The organism is Fodinicurvata halophila (genome assembly GCF_042651425.1).
Lineage (GTDB): Bacteria > Pseudomonadota > Alphaproteobacteria > Kiloniellales > DSM-21159 > Fodinicurvata > Fodinicurvata halophila.
Genome location: NZ_JBHSCW010000006.1, coordinates 33,745 through 52,415, shown reverse-complemented (window position 1 = coordinate 52,415; position 18,671 = coordinate 33,745). Strand labels below are relative to the sequence as shown.

17 protein-coding genes are annotated in these 18,671 nt (G+C 65.5%); 6 read left to right on the top strand and 11 right to left on the bottom strand.

The window, feature by feature from the left end:
• The first annotated feature begins 115 nt into the window (after positions 1-115).
• Positions 116-1,717 carry a PAS domain-containing sensor histidine kinase gene (locus tag ACFOW6_RS11295; protein ID WP_382422478.1) on the top strand — a complete coding sequence of 534 codons (1,602 nt, stop codon included), beginning with the start codon at positions 116-118 and terminating at the stop codon, positions 1,715-1,717.
• A gap of 12 nt (positions 1,718-1,729) precedes the next feature.
• Here the strand turns inward: ACFOW6_RS11295 and ACFOW6_RS11290 are convergent, their stop codons facing one another.
• The 5 genes from ACFOW6_RS11290 to tsaD form a co-directional block, all read right to left on the bottom strand.
• The gene (locus ACFOW6_RS11290; RefSeq protein WP_382422477.1) at positions 1,730-2,092 is read right to left on the bottom strand and encodes a Rieske (2Fe-2S) protein; all 363 of its coding nucleotides are present in this window, start codon (positions 2,090-2,092) and stop codon (positions 1,730-1,732) included.
• A gap of 12 nt (positions 2,093-2,104) precedes the next feature.
• Entirely contained in the window at positions 2,105-2,518 is a 414-nt protein-coding gene (locus ACFOW6_RS11285; protein WP_382422476.1) for an EVE domain-containing protein, read from the bottom strand.
• 128 nt (positions 2,519-2,646) lie between these two features.
• On the bottom strand, positions 2,647-2,931 hold the full coding sequence (locus tag ACFOW6_RS11280; protein ID WP_382422475.1) for a YciI family protein: 285 nt from the start codon (positions 2,929-2,931) through the stop codon (positions 2,647-2,649).
• An 87-nt stretch (positions 2,932-3,018) separates the two neighbouring features.
• Entirely contained in the window at positions 3,019-4,017 is a 999-nt protein-coding gene (locus tag ACFOW6_RS11275) for an NAD(P)H-dependent glycerol-3-phosphate dehydrogenase (RefSeq protein WP_382422474.1), read from the bottom strand.
• A gap of 12 nt (positions 4,018-4,029) precedes the next feature.
• Positions 4,030-5,097, bottom strand: a complete 1,068-nt coding sequence (gene tsaD / locus ACFOW6_RS11270) for a tRNA (adenosine(37)-N6)-threonylcarbamoyltransferase complex transferase subunit TsaD (protein ID WP_382422473.1) — start codon at positions 5,095-5,097, stop codon at positions 4,030-4,032.
• A gap of 216 nt (positions 5,098-5,313) precedes the next feature.
• Here tsaD and hemC point away from each other — a divergent pair, with 216 nt between their 5' ends.
• From hemC to ACFOW6_RS11250, 4 genes are read left to right on the top strand one after another with little or no spacing between them, the layout of a single operon-like run.
• A complete protein-coding gene (gene hemC, locus ACFOW6_RS11265) occupies positions 5,314-6,255 on the top strand; it encodes a hydroxymethylbilane synthase (RefSeq protein ID WP_382422472.1) in 942 nt (313 codons plus the stop codon).
• On the top strand, positions 6,256-7,002 hold the full coding sequence (locus tag ACFOW6_RS11260) for a uroporphyrinogen-III synthase (RefSeq protein ID WP_382422471.1): 747 nt from the start codon (positions 6,256-6,258) through the stop codon (positions 7,000-7,002).
• Entirely contained in the window at positions 6,999-8,453 is a 1,455-nt protein-coding gene (locus ACFOW6_RS11255; protein WP_382422470.1) for a COG4223 family protein, read from the top strand. The genes ACFOW6_RS11260 and ACFOW6_RS11255 overlap by 4 nt, the downstream gene beginning before the upstream one ends.
• Positions 8,453-9,886, top strand: coding sequence for a heme biosynthesis protein HemY (locus ACFOW6_RS11250; protein ID WP_382422469.1), 1,434 nt, complete (start codon positions 8,453-8,455; stop codon positions 9,884-9,886). The genes ACFOW6_RS11255 and ACFOW6_RS11250 overlap by 1 nt, the downstream gene beginning before the upstream one ends.
• On the opposite strand, the gene ptsP is transcribed toward ACFOW6_RS11250, so the two are convergent.
• From ptsP to ACFOW6_RS11220, 6 genes are all read right to left on the bottom strand, one after another.
• On the bottom strand, positions 9,874-11,679 hold the full coding sequence (gene ptsP, locus ACFOW6_RS11245) for a phosphoenolpyruvate--protein phosphotransferase (RefSeq protein ID WP_382422468.1): 1,806 nt from the start codon (positions 11,677-11,679) through the stop codon (positions 9,874-9,876). The genes ACFOW6_RS11250 and ptsP overlap by 13 nt on opposite strands.
• Positions 11,669-11,965, bottom strand: coding sequence for an HPr family phosphocarrier protein (locus ACFOW6_RS11240; protein ID WP_382422467.1), 297 nt, complete (start codon positions 11,963-11,965; stop codon positions 11,669-11,671). Before ACFOW6_RS11240 ends, ptsP begins: the two co-directional genes overlap by 11 nt.
• Before the next feature lie 11 nt (positions 11,966-11,976).
• Positions 11,977-12,387: a PTS sugar transporter subunit IIA gene (locus ACFOW6_RS11235; RefSeq protein WP_382422466.1), complete on the bottom strand. Its 411-nt coding sequence runs from the start codon at positions 12,385-12,387 to the stop codon at positions 11,977-11,979.
• A 79-nt stretch (positions 12,388-12,466) separates the two neighbouring features.
• Positions 12,467-13,888: an RNase adapter RapZ gene (gene rapZ, locus ACFOW6_RS11230; protein WP_382422465.1), complete on the bottom strand. Its 1,422-nt coding sequence runs from the start codon at positions 13,886-13,888 to the stop codon at positions 12,467-12,469.
• A gap of 10 nt (positions 13,889-13,898) precedes the next feature.
• Positions 13,899-15,725 carry a stimulus-sensing domain-containing protein gene (locus ACFOW6_RS11225; protein WP_382422464.1) on the bottom strand — a complete coding sequence of 609 codons (1,827 nt, stop codon included), beginning with the start codon at positions 15,723-15,725 and terminating at the stop codon, positions 13,899-13,901.
• A gap of 48 nt (positions 15,726-15,773) precedes the next feature.
• Entirely contained in the window at positions 15,774-16,535 is a 762-nt protein-coding gene (locus ACFOW6_RS11220) for a response regulator transcription factor (protein ID WP_382422463.1), read from the bottom strand.
• Positions 16,536-16,761: 226 nt separating this feature from the next.
• Between ACFOW6_RS11220 and ACFOW6_RS11215 the strand changes: the two genes are divergently transcribed.
• The gene (locus tag ACFOW6_RS11215; protein WP_382422462.1) at positions 16,762-18,630 is read left to right on the top strand and encodes a sensor histidine kinase; all 1,869 of its coding nucleotides are present in this window, start codon (positions 16,762-16,764) and stop codon (positions 18,628-18,630) included.
• The last annotated feature ends 41 nt before the right edge of the window (positions 18,631-18,671 follow it).

Sequence of the window (18,671 nt, the reverse complement as noted above, 5' to 3'; positions counted from 1 at the left end):
GGTGGCCGTTCGCTGCGTCCAGTTGATGCGTGCGGAGCAAAGGACAGTCGCCCGATGGCGGGACTGCGTGTATCATCGATGGCGGCCATGCAGGCGGCACGAGGTACATTGGATCATGAAGAAGACCGGTGAGAGGCACATGCCGGGTGGAAGAAGCAACGAGGACCCTTCGAGGGCGGGAACGGCGCAGGCGGCCCGGCCGATGGAGGAGGAAAGCTATCGCGCGATCTTCGAGACCGCGCACATCGGTCTCTACAGAAGTTCGCGCGACGGCCGTTTCCTGATGGTCAATCAGGCACTGGCGGATATCCTGGGATATGAAGGTCCGGAACAACTGCGCCAGGAATGTACCTCCGTCGCCATGGATATCTACGTGGATCCCGAGTGGCGGAGTCTGCTGGTGGAGACCCTGGAAAAGGAAGGCCGCCTGGAGCCGACGGTCTGCCAGGTGCGTCGGCGAGACGGGCGGATCATATGGGTTCGCGAAACCGCACGCATGGTTGAGGGGGACGAGCCGCAGGACGGTTATTTCGTCGGCACCATCGAGGACGTCACGCAACAGGTGGAGGCCATGCAGCGCCTGCGCGTGGCCGAAGCCAGCTATCGCAGCCTGTTCGAGCATGCGCGCGAGGGCATCTATCGCTCCACAATCGACGGCCGGCAGCTGCGTGCCAATCCGGCGCTCGTGAAACTGAACGGCTATGACAGCGAAGAGGAGTTGCTGACCGCTGTCGGCGACATTGCCGAGGAATGGTACGTGGAACCCGGACGGCGCGAGGAGTTCAAGCGCCTGATGGAGGAACATGGGGAAGTCGAGAACTTCGTCTCGGAAATCTATCGGCACAGGACCCGCGAGCGCATCTGGGTAACCGAGAATGCCCATCTGGTGCGTGGCGCCGACGGCAACCCGCTCTACTACGAGGGGACGGTGCGCGAGATCACCGACGAGCGCGCCGCCGAGGAGGCACTACTGGCCGCGCGGCGTAGCGCCGAGGAGGCCAATCGGGCGAAAAGCCGCTTCCTGGCCGGCATGAGCCATGAGCTGCGCACCCCGCTGAACGCGATCATCGGCTTTGCCGAACTGATCCTCAGCGAGATCTACGGTCCGCTGGGCAATGCCCGCTATCGCGATTACCTGGAAGACATTCGCAGCAGTGGACGGCTTCTGCTGAACCTGCTGAACGATATCCTGGATCTATCCAAGGTCGAGGCCGGCATGATGGAGCTGGTCGAACGGGACATGAACCCGCGCGGCCTGCTCCAGGACTGTCTGCGCATGCTGGAAGGCCGTGCCCGCACGGCGCAGGTCGAGCTGCGTCTGGACGTTGGTACGGACCTGCCGCTGCTGCGCTGTGACGAGCGGCGAGTCCGCCAGATCGTCATCAACCTGCTGGCCAATGCCGTGAAGTACAACCGTCCCGGCGGTGAGGTTTTGCTGGAGGCGCGACGGCGAGACGACGGGGGCCTGGACCTGATCGTGTCCGACAACGGGATCGGGTTGTCGAACGAGGACGTGGCCCGTGTTTTCCAGCCCTTCGTGCAGATCGGATCCGAGGAGAGCGACGGTCCCAGCGAGGGGGTGGGGCTGGGCCTGCCGTTGTGTCGGGAACTGATCGAGATGCACGGGGGCACGATCGCGCTGACCAGCACGCTCGGGGCAGGTACACGGGTCACGGTCAGCTTCCCGGCGGAACGCAGCATTCCCGAAGAGGCGTAGGAATAGCGCCGGTCAGCTGTCGCTCGGTGGCCAGGCGAGAACCTGGCCGTCGTCACGCAGCTCCAGCGGCACCGGCGGCAGCCGGTCACCCTTGCAGGGACCTGCAATGCAGTCTCCCGCATCCAGGGTGAAAAGCGCACCGTGTGTGTGGCAGAGCAGATGGCGGCCGTCGCGCGTCAGGAACCGGTCGGGAAAGATCTCCAGCGGTGTGCCCAGATGCGGGCAGGAATTGATGTAGCCGGCAAGCGTTCTGCCCTGGCGGACCACGATGATGTCCAGGGATCTTTCCGACTGTGACAGTGCGAACCCCCGCGCACCGCCATCGGGTATGTCGTCGAGCTGGCAAAGGAATTGTGGAGCAGGAGAGGTGGACATTGAAAGAGGGGCTCAGGCCTCGGTTCCGGCGAGGCCGCAGATGATCTGCCAGTGATCCTCGGAAACCGGCACGACGGACAGCCGTGACTGCCGCAGCAGGGCCAGGCCCTCCAGGCGCGGATCTTCCTTCATCTGGGCCAGGGTGACCGGCTTTTGCACCGGTTTGACGGCTTCCACGTCGACCATGCCGAAGCGTCCGCTTTCATCGGTATGGTCGGGATAGTACTCCTTCACCACCCGCACGATGCCGACGATGCGTTTCTCGTTGACCGAGTGATAGAAGAAGGCCAGATCGCCGGCCTGCATGGCTTTCATGTTGTTGGAGGCCTGGTAGTTGCGTACCCCGTCCCAATGGGTGCGCGTCTCGCGGACCTGATCGTCCCACGACCAGGTGTTGGGTTCGCTTTTCAGCAGCCAGTAAGCCATGAGCCATGCCTCTTGTATTCTCTGTTGGCGATCTCGCACGTCCTTTTGCCGTGCCGGCAGGCCTCCTGTAAAGGCGCAGGCGCTCTCCGGCACAGTGCTGGGGGTGGAATAAAGACGCCGGCAGCGCGTCAGTATCCTGGGAAGACCTGTTTCGTGGCACGGATATCGACGGTCTCGAACAGGCCGGCGCGGGCGTAGGGATCGCCGGCGGCAAAGGCCTCGGCCGCCGTCCTGTCCGGCACATCCAGCACGATCAGGCTGCCCACGGGAGTCTGTCCGTCTTCACCCATCAGGGGACCGGCATAGACAAGCTGGTCCCGGTGTCCTTCCAGGTAGGAGAGGTGGGCGGGGCGTTTTTCCTTGCGCAGGGCGAGGCTGTTCGGTTTGTCGTGACAGATCAGGGCAAAAAGCATGCGCTGGCTCCGCTTATGGCTTTTGTCGGCAAGCGTACAGCAGCTCTCCGGCAGGGGGAAGTGTTGAGGTGGATTCTCGCTGTTCTATCAGGCAGTTTCCTGTTTCAACGGGCGGCTGAGCATGGCGGAAATGGTCTGTTCGAGGTCGGCGCCCCGGTTGAGAACCGAATCGACCGCAGCGGCGATCGGCAGATCGACGCCCAGGCGGCGCGCCAGCAGCACCGCCGCTTCCGCGGTATAGACTCCTTCCGTTACGCCGCGGCTGGCGGCCAGGGCGTCCGACAGGCTGCGGCCCTGGCCCAGGGCCTGCCCCAGGCTGTAGTTGCGCGAGGCACTGCTGGTGCAGGACAGCGTCAGGTCGCCCAGGCCCGAGAGGCCCATGAAGGTCTCGCGGCGGGCATCAAGGTGGGCGCCCAGCCGGGCCATCTCGGCCACTCCCCGGGTAATCAGGCCGGCACGCGCATTCTGGCCAAGCCCGCGTCCCTCGACGATTCCGCAGGATATGGCGACGATGTTCTTGAGAGCCCCGCCGATTTCGGCGCCGTGAGGATCGTCGGAGAGATAGGGGCGGAAGGAGATGCTGGCCAACGTTCCCGCCAGACGGCTGGCCGTAAGCTTGTCGCGGCAGGCCAGGGTCACAGCGGTGGGCAGGCCGCGTGCCGCCTCGGCAGCGAAGGTCGGTCCGGAGAGTACGGCCAGCGGGTGTCCTGGCAGGGTTTCCCCCAGAACCTGGCTGGGCAGCTTGCCGCTGCCGCGCTCGATGCCCTTGGCGCAGATTACCATCGGACAGCCTTGCGGCAGAAGCGCGCGCAGGCGTTCCGCGACCTCGCGCAGGCTTTGTGCCGGGGTTGCCAGCAGGACGGCATCGACGGACTCGAGGGCTTCCTCGAGATGGCTGCTGGCGCGGATGCTCGGATCAAGATCCAGGCCGGGCAGGTAGCGGTCGTTGCTATGCCGGCTGTTGAGGCTGTCGACGAGAGCGGGATCGCGCGCCCACAGGCTGGCCCGACCGCCGGCCAGCGTCACGATCTGGGCCAGTGCTGTGCCCCAGGCTCCGGCTCCCAGAACGGCGATCCGCTTCAGCATGACCCTTGTCCTTCAGGCAGTCTTCAATGACGTGGCGGCGTCGTCCGGATCGCCGGGAGGGCGCAGCTCCGTCAGCGGCCAGCGTGGGCGAGCGGGGAAATCCAGTGGCGCCCGATCTCCCAATCGCAGGCGTTCCAGGCCGGCCCAGGCGATCATGGCGGCATTGTCGGTACACAGGCGCAGCGGCGGCGCGACAAGTCCCGTGCCCTCCGCGTTCGCCAACTGACCCAGACGCTGGCGCAGGACCTCGTTGGCGGCAACGCCGCCGGCCACCACCAGTGGCGCCGGCTGGCCGCGTTCTTCGCGAAAGCGCTGCAGGGCGTTGCGGCTGCGGTCTTCCAGGATATCCGCCACAGCCGCCTGGAACGAGGCCGCGAGGTCCCGGCGATCTTGCTCACTCGGCGCTTCGAGGCCAGCCAGAGCCTGGCGTACGGCGGTCTTCAGGCCGGAAAAGGAGAAGTCGCAGCCGGGTCGCCCCATCATGGGGCGGGGCAGGGTGAAGCGCGTTGCATCGCCTTGACGCGCAGCCGCCTCCAGCGCCGGGCCGCCCGGATAACCGAGATCGAGCAGCTTGGCCGTCTTGTCGAAGGCCTCGCCGGCAGCATCGTCCACAGTACCGCCATAACGCTGATAGCGCCCCACGCCGTCGACGGCCAGAAGTTGGCAGTGCCCGCCCGAGACGAGCAGGAGCAGGTAGGGAAACTCGACGCCGTCGCTGAGCCGCACGGTCAGGGCATGGCCTTCCAGATGGTTGATGGCGAGGAACGGCAGGTCGTGTACGGCCGCGAGCGCCTTGGCCGTCATCACGCCGACCAGCACGCCGCCGATCAGGCCAGGTCCCGAGGTGGCGGCAACGCCGGACAGCGCGCGAAAGGACAGGCCCGCCTCGTCCATGGTGGCGGCAATCAGGCGGTCGAGATGCTCCAGGTGGCTGCGCGCCGCGATTTCCGGGACGACGCCCCCGTACTCGCGGTGCTCCGTGATCTGCGAGAGGACCTTGTGAGCCCGGATCGTACGATCCGAGGAGACCACCGCAGCCGCGGTTTCGTCACAGGAGGTTTCGATGCCCAGTACGATCATTGGCCAGCACAATCATTGATCCGCTACAGTCATTTCAATGCCGCGGTTTCACACAGCCGGACCCTTTATGTCCCGGGGACCCTTTATGTCCCGGCGCAGCTATGCCTATAACTGGCATCTGCCGGGGGCAAGCAAAAGAAGGCAGCGGGAAATTTTTCCGTCTCCTCCTGGATGCCCGGCAGGGGCAGAGGACGGAACAAGGAAAGACAGGATTTCATGCCTCTTCTGAAGCTCGGAACACGCGGCAGTCCTCTTGCGATGGCGCAGGCAGAGGAGGCCAGGCGCCTGCTGTCGGAAGCCCATCCCGAGTTGCAGGCGGAGGATGCGGTGGAGCTTGTCGTCATCAAGACGACCGGGGACCGGGTCCTGGACCGCCCACTCTCCGAGATCGGCGGCAAGGGGCTGTTCGTCAAGGAGATCGAGGAAGCCCTGGGGGATGGGCGCATCGACGCGGCCGTGCATTCCATGAAGGACGTACCGACCTGGTTGCCCGAGGCCTATGCCATCGAGGCCGTGCTGCCGCGCGAGGATCCGCGCGATGCCTTCTTCTCGCCGCATGGCTCTTCGCTTGCCGATCTGCCGCGGGGCGCCCGCGTGGGCTCCGCGTCGCTGCGCCGCCAGTCGCAGATCCGGCATGCCCGTCCGGACCTGGAGGTGGTCAACTTCCGGGGCAACGTCCAGTCGCGCCTGCGCAAGCTGGCCGAGGGCGAGGTGGACGCAACCCTGCTGGCACTGGCGGGCCTGAAGCGCCTGGGACGGGAGGACCTGCTCCAGGCCGTGCTGCCGGTGGAAGAAATGCTGCCGGCCGCCGGACAGGGCGCGATCGGCCTGGAATGCCGAAGCGATGACTTGCGTACGATCGAGTACGTACGAGCAATCGACGATCCGCGGACGTCGGTGCGCGTGACCGCGGAGCGTGCCTGCCTGGATGTGCTCGAAGGCTCCTGCCGTACGCCGATTGCCGCACTGGCGGATTACACGGTCGAGGGAAATCTCAATTTGCGGGCGCTCGTCGCCGAGCCTGATGGCAGCCGCATGCATCGCTCCGAACACCAGGGCGCGGCCGCGGATGCCCTGAACATCGGCCGTGCCGTGGGCGGTGAGCTGCGCGCTGCAGCCGGTGAGGCTTTCTTCGAGGCGCTGAGGGACCTTTTCTGAATGCGCCTGCTGTTGACCCGGCCGCAGGAGGACGCGCAGGAAACCCTGCGTGCCCTGGAAAGCCAGGGGCACGAAGTTTGGCTCGAGCCGCTCCTGGAGATCCGAGACCGCAACGAGGCGGTCGTCGACCTGCAGGGCGTCCAGGCCCTGATGGTGACCAGCCGCAACGGTTTGCGTGCCTACATGCGCCTTTGCGGCCAGCGGGACCTGCCAGTCTATGCCGTGGGGCCAGCCAGCGCCGCGACAGCGCGGGACGCCGGTTTCACCGAGGTGCATTCGGCCGATGGCGATGCCGTGAAGCTGGCCGAGCTGGTCCGGCGCGAACTCGATCCGGCGGCGGGCGCCCTGCTGCACCCGGCCGGGCGCGATGTTGCCGGGGGCCTGAGTAAACGACTGGAAAGTGCCGGTTACGAGCTGCGCCGCGTCGTCCTGTACGATGCGCTGCCGGCGCGTGCGTTTTCCGCTGCGACAAACGCTCTCTTGCGTGCCGATACCCTGGATGCTGTACTTCTTTTCTCGCCCCGTACGGCAGAGACCTTTGCTAGACTGGTCCTGCAGGCGGGGCTGGCGTCAGCCTGCGAATCGCTGGCGGCCTTCTGTCTCAGTCCGGCTGTCGCCTCGGCTGCCTGCCTGCCCTGGCGGTCCGTGCACACGGCCGAGGCGCCCAACCAGGAGGCCATGCTGGAGATGATCGGGCAGGCGGAGAAACAGATGAATGAACAGAGAAGCGGGAAAGCGGAGACATGACGGACGAGCGCGATGCAGGCGAAACCTCCGAGAAACCCGGAGGCGGCGGAAATCCGGCGGAACAGGTCATCGCGCGCTTCGGCGGCCTGCGACCGATGGCGTCCAAGATGGGATTGGCGGTATCCACCGTTCAGGGCTGGAAGAACCGCGGCCATATCCCACTGTCCCGGCATGAGGAAATCCGCGCTGCCGCGCGGAAACACGAGATCGAGCTGGATGAGACGGAATTAACCCGCGCCGGTGGAGAGGCCCGGGACCCAGCCGAGAGCACCACATCCCTTCCGGAAGAGGAACCCGCGACAACCGCGACAGAGACCTCGCGCACCACCGAGGATGTCTGGCGCAACCGTGATCCCGCATCTACCGAGAGCGCCGGCACCACCACTGAGGGAGCAAAAAGCGAGCCCAGGACAGAGACATCCGCTCAGCGCAGTGGGAGCTTCGTTCCTGCCATGCTCATTGGCGCCCTGTTGCTGATCTTCGGGGCCGGTGCGGCCGTGCTGGGCCGGGAGGCCTGGCTGCCGCTGGTGGACCCTGAGGCTGCGGGAACAGCCCAGCAGACCGCGGAGCGCCTGACGGCCATAGACGACCGGCTGGAGCGGATGGAAGCCAATGCCAGCGGTTTGACTCCGGACGACCTGAAGCCACTGCAGACCCAGCTGGAGGGCCTGGACGAGCGCCTGGCGGAACTGGCGAACCAGGTCGAGCAGGTCAGCCGCAGTGCGAGCCAGGAACAGGACAGCCTGGACAGCCTGGGCGAAGACATCAGTCAGCTCTCGGCACGCCTCGACGATATTTCCGGAAATCTTCCCGGCGGCGAGGTCTGGCAGAGCCAGATGGCGGAACTCGAGGGGCAGCTGAGCCAGCTCTCCGAGGCCGCGACGCAGATTCGCACCCGGGCGGAGTCCCAGACCGCGGCGGCATTTGCCATGGGACAGCTGCGCACGGCTGTGCTGCAGGCGCGCCCCTACGGCGAGGAACTGGCGGCGGTCCGGCGCCTGCAGGGCGATGACGCCGCCATAGGGGACCAGTTGCAGCAGTTGGAGGAAAGCGCCAGTGACGGGGTGCCGGCCCTGGCCGCCCTCAAGCGGAGTTTCCCGGCGACAGCACGGGAGATCGTCCAGCGCGACCGGGAAAGCCGCGCCGAGGGCTGGGCGGAACAGATCTGGAACCGGGCGTCGGCGCTCGTGACCGTGCGTCCGGTGGGCGAGCGCAGCGGCGAGGACACGGAGGCCATCGTTGCCCGCGCCGAGCGACGGCTGGAGGAAGACAGGCTGGCGGCCGCCGTGCAGGAACTCGAGACGCTGCAGGGAGCGGCTGCCGAAGCCGCATCGGATTGGCTTGCCCGCGCGAAGAAGCGGCTCCAGGCCGAGCGGGCCCTGAGGGACCTGGGGCAGAATGTCTATGACGCCTCCGGCGAGACGCAGTCCCCCGAAGAGGATGACAGCTGATGTGGCGCGGCATTCTCTTCTTCGTCAAGCTCGCGATCCTGGTCGCCATTGCCGTCTGGCTGGCGGAACAGCCGGGGAATGTCTCCATCGAGTGGCTGGGCTATCGCGTGGATACCTCGGTGGGCCTGCTGCTCGCCGCCGTCTTCGTCCTGCTGGTGGTCGCAGCGCTCGGCTATCGCTTTTGGCGGGCCCTGCGTGGCACTCCGCGTTCACTGGTACGAGCCCGGCAACGCAGTCGCCGCCGCAAGGGGTACGAGGCGCTCACCAATGGCCTGGTTGCCGTGGCGGCCGGGGATGCCCCGGAGGCCGACAAGTGGGCGCGGCGTGCCAGTCACCTGCTGGACGAGCCGCCGCTGGTCCGCCTGCTGGAGGCCCAGGCCGCCCAGCTGGACAATGACGAGCCGACGGCACGGGCGCGCTTCACCGAGATGCTGGAGTACAGGGAGACACGATTCCTGGGACTGCGCGGTCTTTTCCTGCAGGCCATGCGCGACGGTGACGAGGAAGCCGCCCGCCGCTATCTTGAACGGGCCCGCAACCTGCGTCCGGAAACCCCCTGGGTGCTGAACGGGCTGTTCGAGCTCAGCGAACGCAGCGGAGACCTGGGCAAGGCCGAAGAAGCCCTGCGGGAAAGCCAGAAACAGCGGTTTCTGCCAAGACCCGAGGCCAGCCGCAAGCGAGCCGTTGTCCTGATGGAAGCGGCCGAGGCGGCCGAGGCCGCGGGCGACACTGCGACGGCTCGCCGGCATCTGGCACGCGCACTGAAACTGGAGCCGGGCTTCATCCCTGCGGTCCTGCTGGCCGCCCGGCTGGATTTCCGCAAGGGACGAAAGCGCCGGGCACGCAAGCTGCTGGAGCAGGGCTGGCAGGAGCAACCGCATCCCGGCATCGTTGAGGTTTGCCTGGAGGAACCGGGCCTATCGGACAAGCCCTACGAACGGATCAAGCGCATCGAGCGCCTGACGCAAGCCAACCCGACCCATCCGGAAAGCCGCCTGGCGCTGGCCCAGGTCAACCTGGATGCGGAACTTTGGGGTGAAGCCCGCAAGCATCTGCGCTCACTGATGGAAAGCACGCCGGAACACAGGGTTTTCCGCATGATGGCTGAACTGGAGGCGCGCGAGAAAGGCGATTCCGAGAAGGCGGCGGATTGGCTGCGGCAGGCGGAAACGGCCAACCCTGACCCCGCCTGGGTCTGCGGCAGTTGCGGTGCGCTGTCCGGCAAATGGAGCGCGCGCTGCGGTGTCTGCGATACCTTCGATACCCTGCTCTGGCGCACCCCACGCCACAGCTCCATGAACCTGGTCGGCATCCCCCCCATCGAGGCCGAGCAGGTCCAGGAAGGGGAATTCAGCGAACCCGACGCCCCCTCGGAAGACGAGGGCACAATCTCGCGGGACTCGGCCGACGAGCGGCAGACTCACTCCGTCTGAAGGTCGGCCAGGAAGCGGTCCAGTTTCTCGGATATCTTCTCGCGCTGTTTCTCGCCGAGCAGATCGTCGGCCAGCAGCTGCGAACGGGAGTGGTGGAGCATGCGCGTGCGTGCCTTTATGCGCGGCAGGGCCTTGGGACCCATGGAAAGTTCGCGTACGCCAAGCCCGAGGAAAAGTGCCGTGTAACGCGGATCGCTTGCCATTTCCCCGCAGACCGAAACCGGTTTGCCCGCGTGCCGTGCCGCGTCCACCGCGACCCGGATCAGCTTGAGAACGCCGGGGTGCAGCGGGTCGTAGAGGTTGGCGACACGCTCCTCGCCACGATCGATCGCGAGTGTATAGGAAATCAGGTCGTTGGTGCCGATGGCGAAGAAGTCCGAGACCTCGGCGAGGGAATCGGCCGCTAGGGCGGCGCCCGGCACCTCGATCATGACCCCCAGCGGCGGCAGGGGGTCGGGAATGTCGACTCCGCTTGCGCGCAGGTCGCGGGCAACCTGCTCCAGAATGGCGCGTGCCTGCGTGACCTGGTCGGGCGATGAGATCATCGGCAGCAGGATGCGCACTGGGCCCTTTCTTGCGGCTCGAAGTATGGCGGCCAGTTGCGTGCGAAGCAGGTCAGGCATCTTGAGCGACAGGCGGATGGCCCGCAGGCCCATGGCGGGATTGGGCGAGGTCCCGATATGCTGGCCCAGCGAGGGGGCAAGCTTTTCGCCGCCCACGTCGAGCGTGCGAATGGTCACGGGAAGCGGTGCCATCTGCGAGACGATCTGTTCCAGGAGCCGGCTCTGCTCTTCCTCGTCGGGCAGGTCCTCGCGGTTCATGAAGAGAAACTCCGTGCGCAGCAGGCCGATGCCCTCCGCGCCCACATCGCGCGCCTCAGGAATCTCCGAAGGCAGCTCCAGGTTCGCCTGCAGGGTCAGTCGCGTGCCATCCAGGGTCTCGGCGGGCAGGTTGCGAATGCCGGAGAGAGCCCGTACGGCCGCCGCCTGTTCCTTGCGCCGCTCCTCGTAGTAGGCCAGGCGCTCGGGGCCTGGGTTCAGGTAGATCAGGCCTTCCCCGCCGTCGAGGATGGTGGGCGTGCCCGGCGCGATTCCGGTCATGAGTCCCGAAACACCCAGCACGGCCGGCAGGCCGAGTGCACGTGCCATGATCGCGGTATGTCCCTCTGCACCGCCCAGCACGGCGGCGAAGCCGCCGATGCGGGCGGGATCCATCAGGGCGGTGTCGGCGGGCGTGATCTCCTCGGCCACGATGATGGAGTTGCGCGGCAGGCTCTCGAAGCTCTGGAAGTAGCGATCGGTCAGGTTGCGCAGGATCCTCTGGCCCACATGGTGGACCTCGCTGCCCCGGCTGCGCAGGTAGGGGTCTTCCATGGCATTGAAGGTTTCGGCGATGGCGTCGATCTCGGACGCGACGGCTGCCTCTGCGTTGATCTGCTCCTGTTCGATGCGCTGAGCGACCCCGCTGTGCAGATGGCCGGACTGCAGCATCTGGTCGTGCGCTTCCAGCAGGTAACCCAGTTCCTCGGCCGACGATCCGTGGAAGCTGGTGGCGCGCTGGCGGAGCTTGCGCAACTGACGGCGCGCCTTTTCGACGGACGTTTCGAAACGGGCCAGTTCGTCGGCGACTTCTTCGGGAGCAAGCTTTCTCTCGGAGACCGGCACGTCGCTGGGCTCGCGGAAGAAGATGCGCCCGATGGCCACGCCGCCTGCGACCCCGAGTCCGCGCAGGACACGCTCTTCGCCCGTGGCTTCGGTTCGGTTATCCGTATCGCTGTCGCGGTCAGTCTTCATCGAATTTGCGCTCGATCAACTCTTCCAGTGCGTCCACGGCCTCCGCGGCATCGGGGCCCTGGGCGCGAATCTCCAGTTCACAGCCTGGCCCGGCGGCCAGCATCATCAGTCCCATGATCGAGGAGCCGGTGACCTGCTGGTCCCGGCGAACGACCAGGACCTCGGAAGAGAAGGTGGCCACGAGCTTGACGAACTTGGCAGCGGCACGGGCATGCAGTCCCTTGCGGTTGCAGATCGTTACCTGTCGCACCGCGGTATCAGCCGAGGGCGTGTCGCTGGTGTCCAAGGGCTCCTCTCCTAGCAGGACGTCTCGTCTTTCAGAAGCTGCGAGGCGATATGGATGTACTTGCGCCCGGCTTCCTGGGCGTGGCGGACTGCGCCGGCCAGTTTCTCCCTGTCGCGAACACTGGCCAGCTTGATCAGCATCGGCAGGTTGATTCCGGCAATGACCTCGACATTCTTCTGATCGAGGACGGAAATGGCCAGGTTCGAGGGCGTGCCGCCGAACATGTCCGTCAGGATCACCACGCCATCGCCTTCATCCACCTCGGCAACGGAATCGATGATCTGCTGGCGGCGCTGTTCCATATCGTCATCGGGACCGATACAGATTGCCAGGGTGTTGCGCTGCGCGCCCACGACGTGCTCCATGGCCGAGACGAACTCGCGCGCCAGGTTGCCGTGCGTCACCAGAACGAGACCGATCATTGTACCTCCTTGCCGGCACCGGTCGGCTTTTCTAGCGCAAAACAGGGCGCGGTGCAGCCTCCAATTGCCATCTGCGTACTTATGACCTCGTCCGGCCCTGCACAGGCTGGCGGCTACGTTCCAGTTCCCTGTGGGACAGATGGACCGGTCGCGGGCCCTGCTCGAGCCAGCGTGCCACCCTTTCGGCCACGGCCACGGAGCGGTGACGGCCGCCGGTACATCCCACGGCGATGGTCAGGTAGCTCTTGCCGTTCGCCTCGTAGCCCTCGAGCAGCGTGGTCAGCATCTCTGTGAGGTGCTCGAAGAAGGGGGCGAAGGCCTTGTCGCCTTCGATATAGGAGAGAACGGCCGAATCGCGTCCGGTCAGTGGGCGCAGTTCCTCCTGGTAATGCGGATTGTCGAGGAAGCGCACGTCGAACACCAAGTCGGCCTCGCGCGGCAGGCCGAAGCGGTAGGAGAAGGAGGTGACGAAGACCTGCATCCGCGAGTCGGTGCGCGAGGCGAAGCGGGCGGACAGCAGGCGGTGGAGCTCCGGCGGCGCCAGGTCGGTGGTGTCGATGATCTGGTCGGCCCGGGCGCGCAGCGGCATCAGCAGGCTGCGTTCGGCGACAATGCCCTCGGAAAGCGGACGGTTGAGAGCGAGGGGGTGCCGGCGGCGGGTTTCGGTGAAGCGTTGCTGCAGGACGTCGTCGTCGCATTCGAAGAACAGGAGAGAGAAGCTGAAGTCCCGATTGCGCCCCAGGCGATCGATCTGTTCCAGGAAGAGCTCGACGGAAAAGTCCAGGGTGCGGCTGTCGATTCCCACCGCCAGGGGCTGGCGTTGTGCGTTCGTGCCGACAATGCCGTCGATCAGTCCCAGCGGCAGATTGTCCACGGCTTCATAGCCGATATCCTCCAGCACTTTCAGCCCCAGGGTGCGACCCGCCCCGGACAGGCCGGTAATGAGGATCAGCGAGGGAGGCGCCTCACCTTCCCGGGAGTTCGCTCCCCCGGTCCTGTCGTCCGGTCCTGTCGACCTGTCCTGTAGCGCGTTCGACAGGCTCTGGGATCGGCTGCGCAGGGCCATGCGGATGATCGCGCCTGCGGAGGGAGAGGCCGGCTCGAGGCTCAGAAGCGGCAGCGACACCTGCTGAACGGTCTCGCTGCGTTCCTCGGGCAGGCGTTCGCTTGCTGCAGACTCGACAAGGTCCACGATCAGGCCAACGGGTGCCTCCTCAAGGCAGGGAACCTCGACGATGCCGAAGCCGCGCACCTCCAGCAGGCCGGACAGGCTCTGGGGCGCGCGCGCATGCAGGAGGGAGCCGCGACGATGAAGTTCGACCTGATCATCCGCCACAAGGCGAGCGCCTTCGTCGATCAGGCGCAGGGCCAGTGCCGACTTGCCGGAGCCCGTGGCCCCGCGAAGCAGGACCGCCAGCGGACCCAGCGGAGTGTCCACGGCCACAGCGGTGGCGTGCAGGCAGGGGGCAGGTCTCTGTGTGGTGTCGGAGAGGTCTGTCATCGCGGATGTGTCACTCCTCTGCCGGCAGGCGCACAATGAAGCAGGCTCCGCCTTCCGGACGGTTCTCGGCGATGAGCGTGCCCTTGTGGGCCTCGATGATCTGCAGGGAAATGCTCAGGCCGAGCCCGGAGTGTGTGCCGAACTTTTCGGCCTGCGGACGTTCGCTGTAGAAGCGGTCGAAGATGGCCTGCAGCTTGCCGTCGGGAATACCGGGACCCTGGTCGCTGATGGTCGCCACAACCACCGGCCCCAGGATGGGGTCCGTCTCGCGCCAGGCCCTGAGCTCGATGACGCCGCCGTCCGGCGAGAAGGAGATGGCGTTGGAGATGAGGTTGCGGAACACCTGTCCGAGGCGGCCTTCCAGGCCGAGGACGGTCAGAGGATCCTGCTGCGGCACCTTGATCTGGAAGGTCAGGCCCTTGTCCTCGCAAAGCGGCTTGTGGATCTCGCCCAGGGCATCCAGCAGCCGGGCCATTTCGATCCGCTCGCTTTCCGCGCGCGCCAGCTCCGCATCCAGGCGCGAGGCATCGGAAATGTCGCTGATCAGCCGGTCGAGCCGCTGCACGTCATCCAGGATGATGCCCATAAGGCGCTTGCGCTGTTCCTCGTCCTCGACCCGATTGGCGGTTTCCACGGCGCTGCGCAACGAGGTCAGGGGGTTCTTGATCTCATGGGCCACGTCGGCGGCAAAGGTCTCGATCGCCTCGAGACGCGCATGCAACGCTTCCGTCATGTCGATCAGGGCCTCGGAAAGGTCGCCGATCTCGTCGTTGCGGTTGCGCAGATCGGGGATCACGTTCGCTTTCGTGCTGCTGCCGCGGATCCGCTCGGCACCCCGCGCCAGGCGTCGAATCGGGGCGGCGATGGTGTGGGAGAGATAGAAGGACAGCAGCACGGTCACGCCCAGGGCGACGGCGAAGACAAGCAGGATGTCGCTGCGCCGATCGCGGACAGCGCGCTCCACGCTGTCACCGCCCTTGGTCATCATCAGGCCGCCGACCACCTGGCGATAACGCTGGACCGGAACGCTCACGGACAACACCAGACGGTTGCCCGAGTCCCGACGGATCATAGTGGCCTCTTCGCCTTGCAGGGCCTGCAGGACCTCTTCGTAGTCCTTGGCCTGTTGTTGTGGACTCTCCTGGTAGAGCGGCAGGTTCTGGCTGCCGGTCAGGAGCCGCATGATATGATCGTACAGCGTTCCGATGCTGCGAACGGCCGAGGCCCCGGGGTCGTCAGGTGGCGGAAGCTCCTCCACCTGAACCTGGCTGTCGGAGCCTCCGAGCAGGTTGGAATCGGCGATCAGGTCCCCATCCTGGCTGAAGAGGCGCGCGCGCATCTGGGAATTGCCCAGCAGGACGCGGATGAGCTGGCGGGCCGATTCGTGCATCAGTTCCTGCTCACCGTTGTTCCCGTCGCGCACCGCTGCCGAGCCCAGCGCCAGGGCCACCGTCGTGGCCTGGGTGCGCATGGCCTCCTGTTCGGAATCGATCAGGCTCTGCCGGTACTGATCGAGATGCAGGAGCCCGAGCACGGGGATCAGCAGAACGAGGACATTCAGCAGCAGGATGCGACGGGTGAGGGGCGAGCGCCAGGCCGGTCGGCGCCAGGTGTTGCGTTCGCCCTCGCTGTCATCGCTGCGGCTGGCGCCATGGGCTGCCTGGCCCTTGCCGGGGCGACGCCGTGCCTTCTTGCTGGAGTTGCCCTTGACGTTCGCCTCGTCGGAGAGGGCGTCGACGGCCTCTTCCTCCGGCTCCGTGTCCTGCTGACGGGCCGTGTTCGGGCTGCTGCGGCTGGTGCCGCCGGTCTGCTCGGTCAGCAGGCTTGAACCGGCCATGCGTAAGCTTTGCCTCTCTCCGCTCCATGCCGGCAAGGAGCCGGCTCGTCAGGCATCCCGATAGCGGTAGCCTACCCCGTAGAGCGTTTCAATCTGCGCGAAGTCGTCGTCGACCTGCTTGAACTTCTTGCGCAGGCGTTTGATGTGGCTGTCGATGGTCCTGTCATCCACGTAGATATGCTCGCCATAGGCCGCATCCATCAACTGGTCCCGGTTCTTCACATGACCGGGCCGTTGCGCAAGGGCCTTCAGGATGAGGAATTCCGTCACCGTCAGGTTGACCGGCTCGTTCTTCCAGTGACAGAGATGGCGGGCTGGGTCCAGCAGCAGGTCACCGCGCCGGATCGGCGCCTCGCCGCCGGGAGCAACTTCGTCCTTGCTGACCTTTTCGCGGCGCAGCAGGGCCCGAATGCGCTCGATGAGCAGACGCTGGGAGAAGGGCTTGGTGATATAGTCGTCCGCGCCCATGCGCAGACCGATGACCTCGTCCACTTCCTCGTCCTTCGAGGTCAGGAAAATGACAGGAACGTTGGAGGTCTCGCGCAGACGACCCAGCAACTCCATGCCGTCCATGCGCGGCATCTTGATGTCGAGCACCAGCAGATCGGCGGGTGTGACCGAGAGACCGCGCAGGGCCTCGGAGCCATCACCGTACGTGCGCACGCGAAACCCTTCGGCCTCCAGAGCCATGGATACCGAGGTCAGGATATTCCGGTCATCGTCCACCAGCGCGATGCTGTAGCGATCGGGCTGGAGGCCATCCCCCCCGTGATGAGCGTCGGGGCGTTGTTCGGCTGCAGTGGTCATCATGCTTAGCGCCTTATCGCGGGTGTATGGCGAATTTACGGCAAACTTTGCTCGCTGTCGCGTCTGCAGCGAACACAGAACCGGCTACTAAATATAGTTTCCGCTCTTTCAGATTTTAATTCCATATCAACGCTAATTTAATCCTTTCCGCCCCTAAGATCGTAGGAGGATGGAAGAAAAAACTCCCGGACCGGGTTCCGGGCTCTGAACGAAGGAACCAAGGCTCCGGATGTCTGATGCGCTTCTCCAAGGCGAATACAGCCTGCTGCTTGTCGCCCTCTCTCTCATTGTGGCCAGCCTTGCCTCCTATGTGGCCATGGATACCGCCCAGCGTATCTGGGAGAGCAGCGGTTTGCGTCGCGGTGTCTGGCTGTTGCTTGCCGCGGTGGCCATGGGCGGCGGCATCTGGTCCATGCATTTCATCGGCATGCTGGCCTTCATGCTGCCAGTGGATGTCACCTACGATCTCTTCCTGACCTTTGCCTCGGTGGTTTTGGCGATGCTCGCCGCCCTGGTCGGGTTTGCGATCGTGGCGCGTCGCAGATCGGCTTCTGCCATTTTCATGGGGGGCATCTCGCTTGGCCTGGGTGTCGTGGCGATGCACTACACCGGCATGGAAGCCATGAACATGCAGGCCCACCTGACCTATGACCCGGTGCTGGTGGGACTGTCCGTGCTGGTCGCCATCACTGCGGCCACCGTGGCGCTCTGGATCACGACCTGCGTGTCCGGATGGGGCTGGCGTATCGCCTCGGCCCTGATCATGGGACTGGCGATCTACGGCATGCATTACATCGGCATGGAAGCTGCGTATTTCCAGGCCATATGTACCGGCGCTGCGCAGGGCGGCGGATACGAGATCGATCCCTACATCCTGGCGTTCGTCATCGCGTTTGGCACCATCACGATCCTGATGCTGCAGATGGTGACCACGGCGGTGGACCGGCGCTTTTCCGCCTATCGCGAACGCGAGGCGGACATCCTGCGGCAAAGCGAGGCGCGCTTCCGGCGCCTGGTGGAGAATGCCAGCGATTTCATCCTGGTCGTCGATGCCGAAGGCAGCATCCGCTTCGCCTCCTGTCCCAACAGCGGCCTGGGTGACAACCTGGAGGACTCCCGCCTCGAGGACCTGCTGCAGGGACCGGCGGTGACAGACCTGCTGGCGCGCCTGCAGCAGTCCACATCCGGCGACACCTGGAGCCATGCCGAGGGCGTCTATCTGACCCTGCCGGGACGCGGACGCCGGGAGTTCGAGGCAACGGCCTGCAACCTTGGCGATGACACGGCCGTCAACGGCATCGTGTTGACGCTGCACGACATCACCCAGCGCCAGCAGGCGGCCGCCAAGCTGCAGTACGCCAAGAACCTCTCGGACGAGGCGAACCGGGTGAAGTCGGAGTTCATCGCCAACATGAGTCACGAACTGCGCACGCCCCTGACCGCCATCCTCGGCTTCTCGGACATCATCCGCAATCAGGCGTTCGGTGCCCTGCCCAACGAGCGCTATCTGGAGTATGCCGAGGACATCCACAACAGCGGCAGCCAGCTGCTGTCGATCATCAATGATATCCTCGATATCTCGCGCATCGAGGCTGGTCAGCTGGATCTTCAGCAGGATATGCTGGACGCTCGTGAGCTGGTGCAGGACAGCATGCGGATCCTGGCCCAGAAGGCCCAGCACAAGGGTGTGGAACTGAGCGAGGCGTATGGAGAGACCTTGCCGGCGTTCCAGGGTGATGGGCGCCGCCTGCGCCAGGTCCTGATCAACCTGCTGGGTAACGCCGTGAAGTTCACGCCTGCAGGCGGGCGCATCGAGATCTCGGTCACTCGTCTCGGTGGCGGCGACATGGTCTTCGCGGTCAGCGATACCGGGATCGGCATTCCCGAGGACAAGATCGGCGAGATCACGAAGCCGTTCTTCCAGGTGGATGGAACGCTGGCCAGACAGCACGAGGGCGTGGGCCTCGGCCTGGCCATCTCGCGCTCGCTGGTCGAGATGCATGGTGGAACCCTGAGTGCCGAGAGCACGTCCGGCCAGGGCACCACCTTTCGGGTCACCATTCCCGCCACGGGAAGCCAGACCTGCCAGGTGGCCTGATCATTGCCACAGGTGGTGAGCCTCGCCTGAGCCAGTTTTCC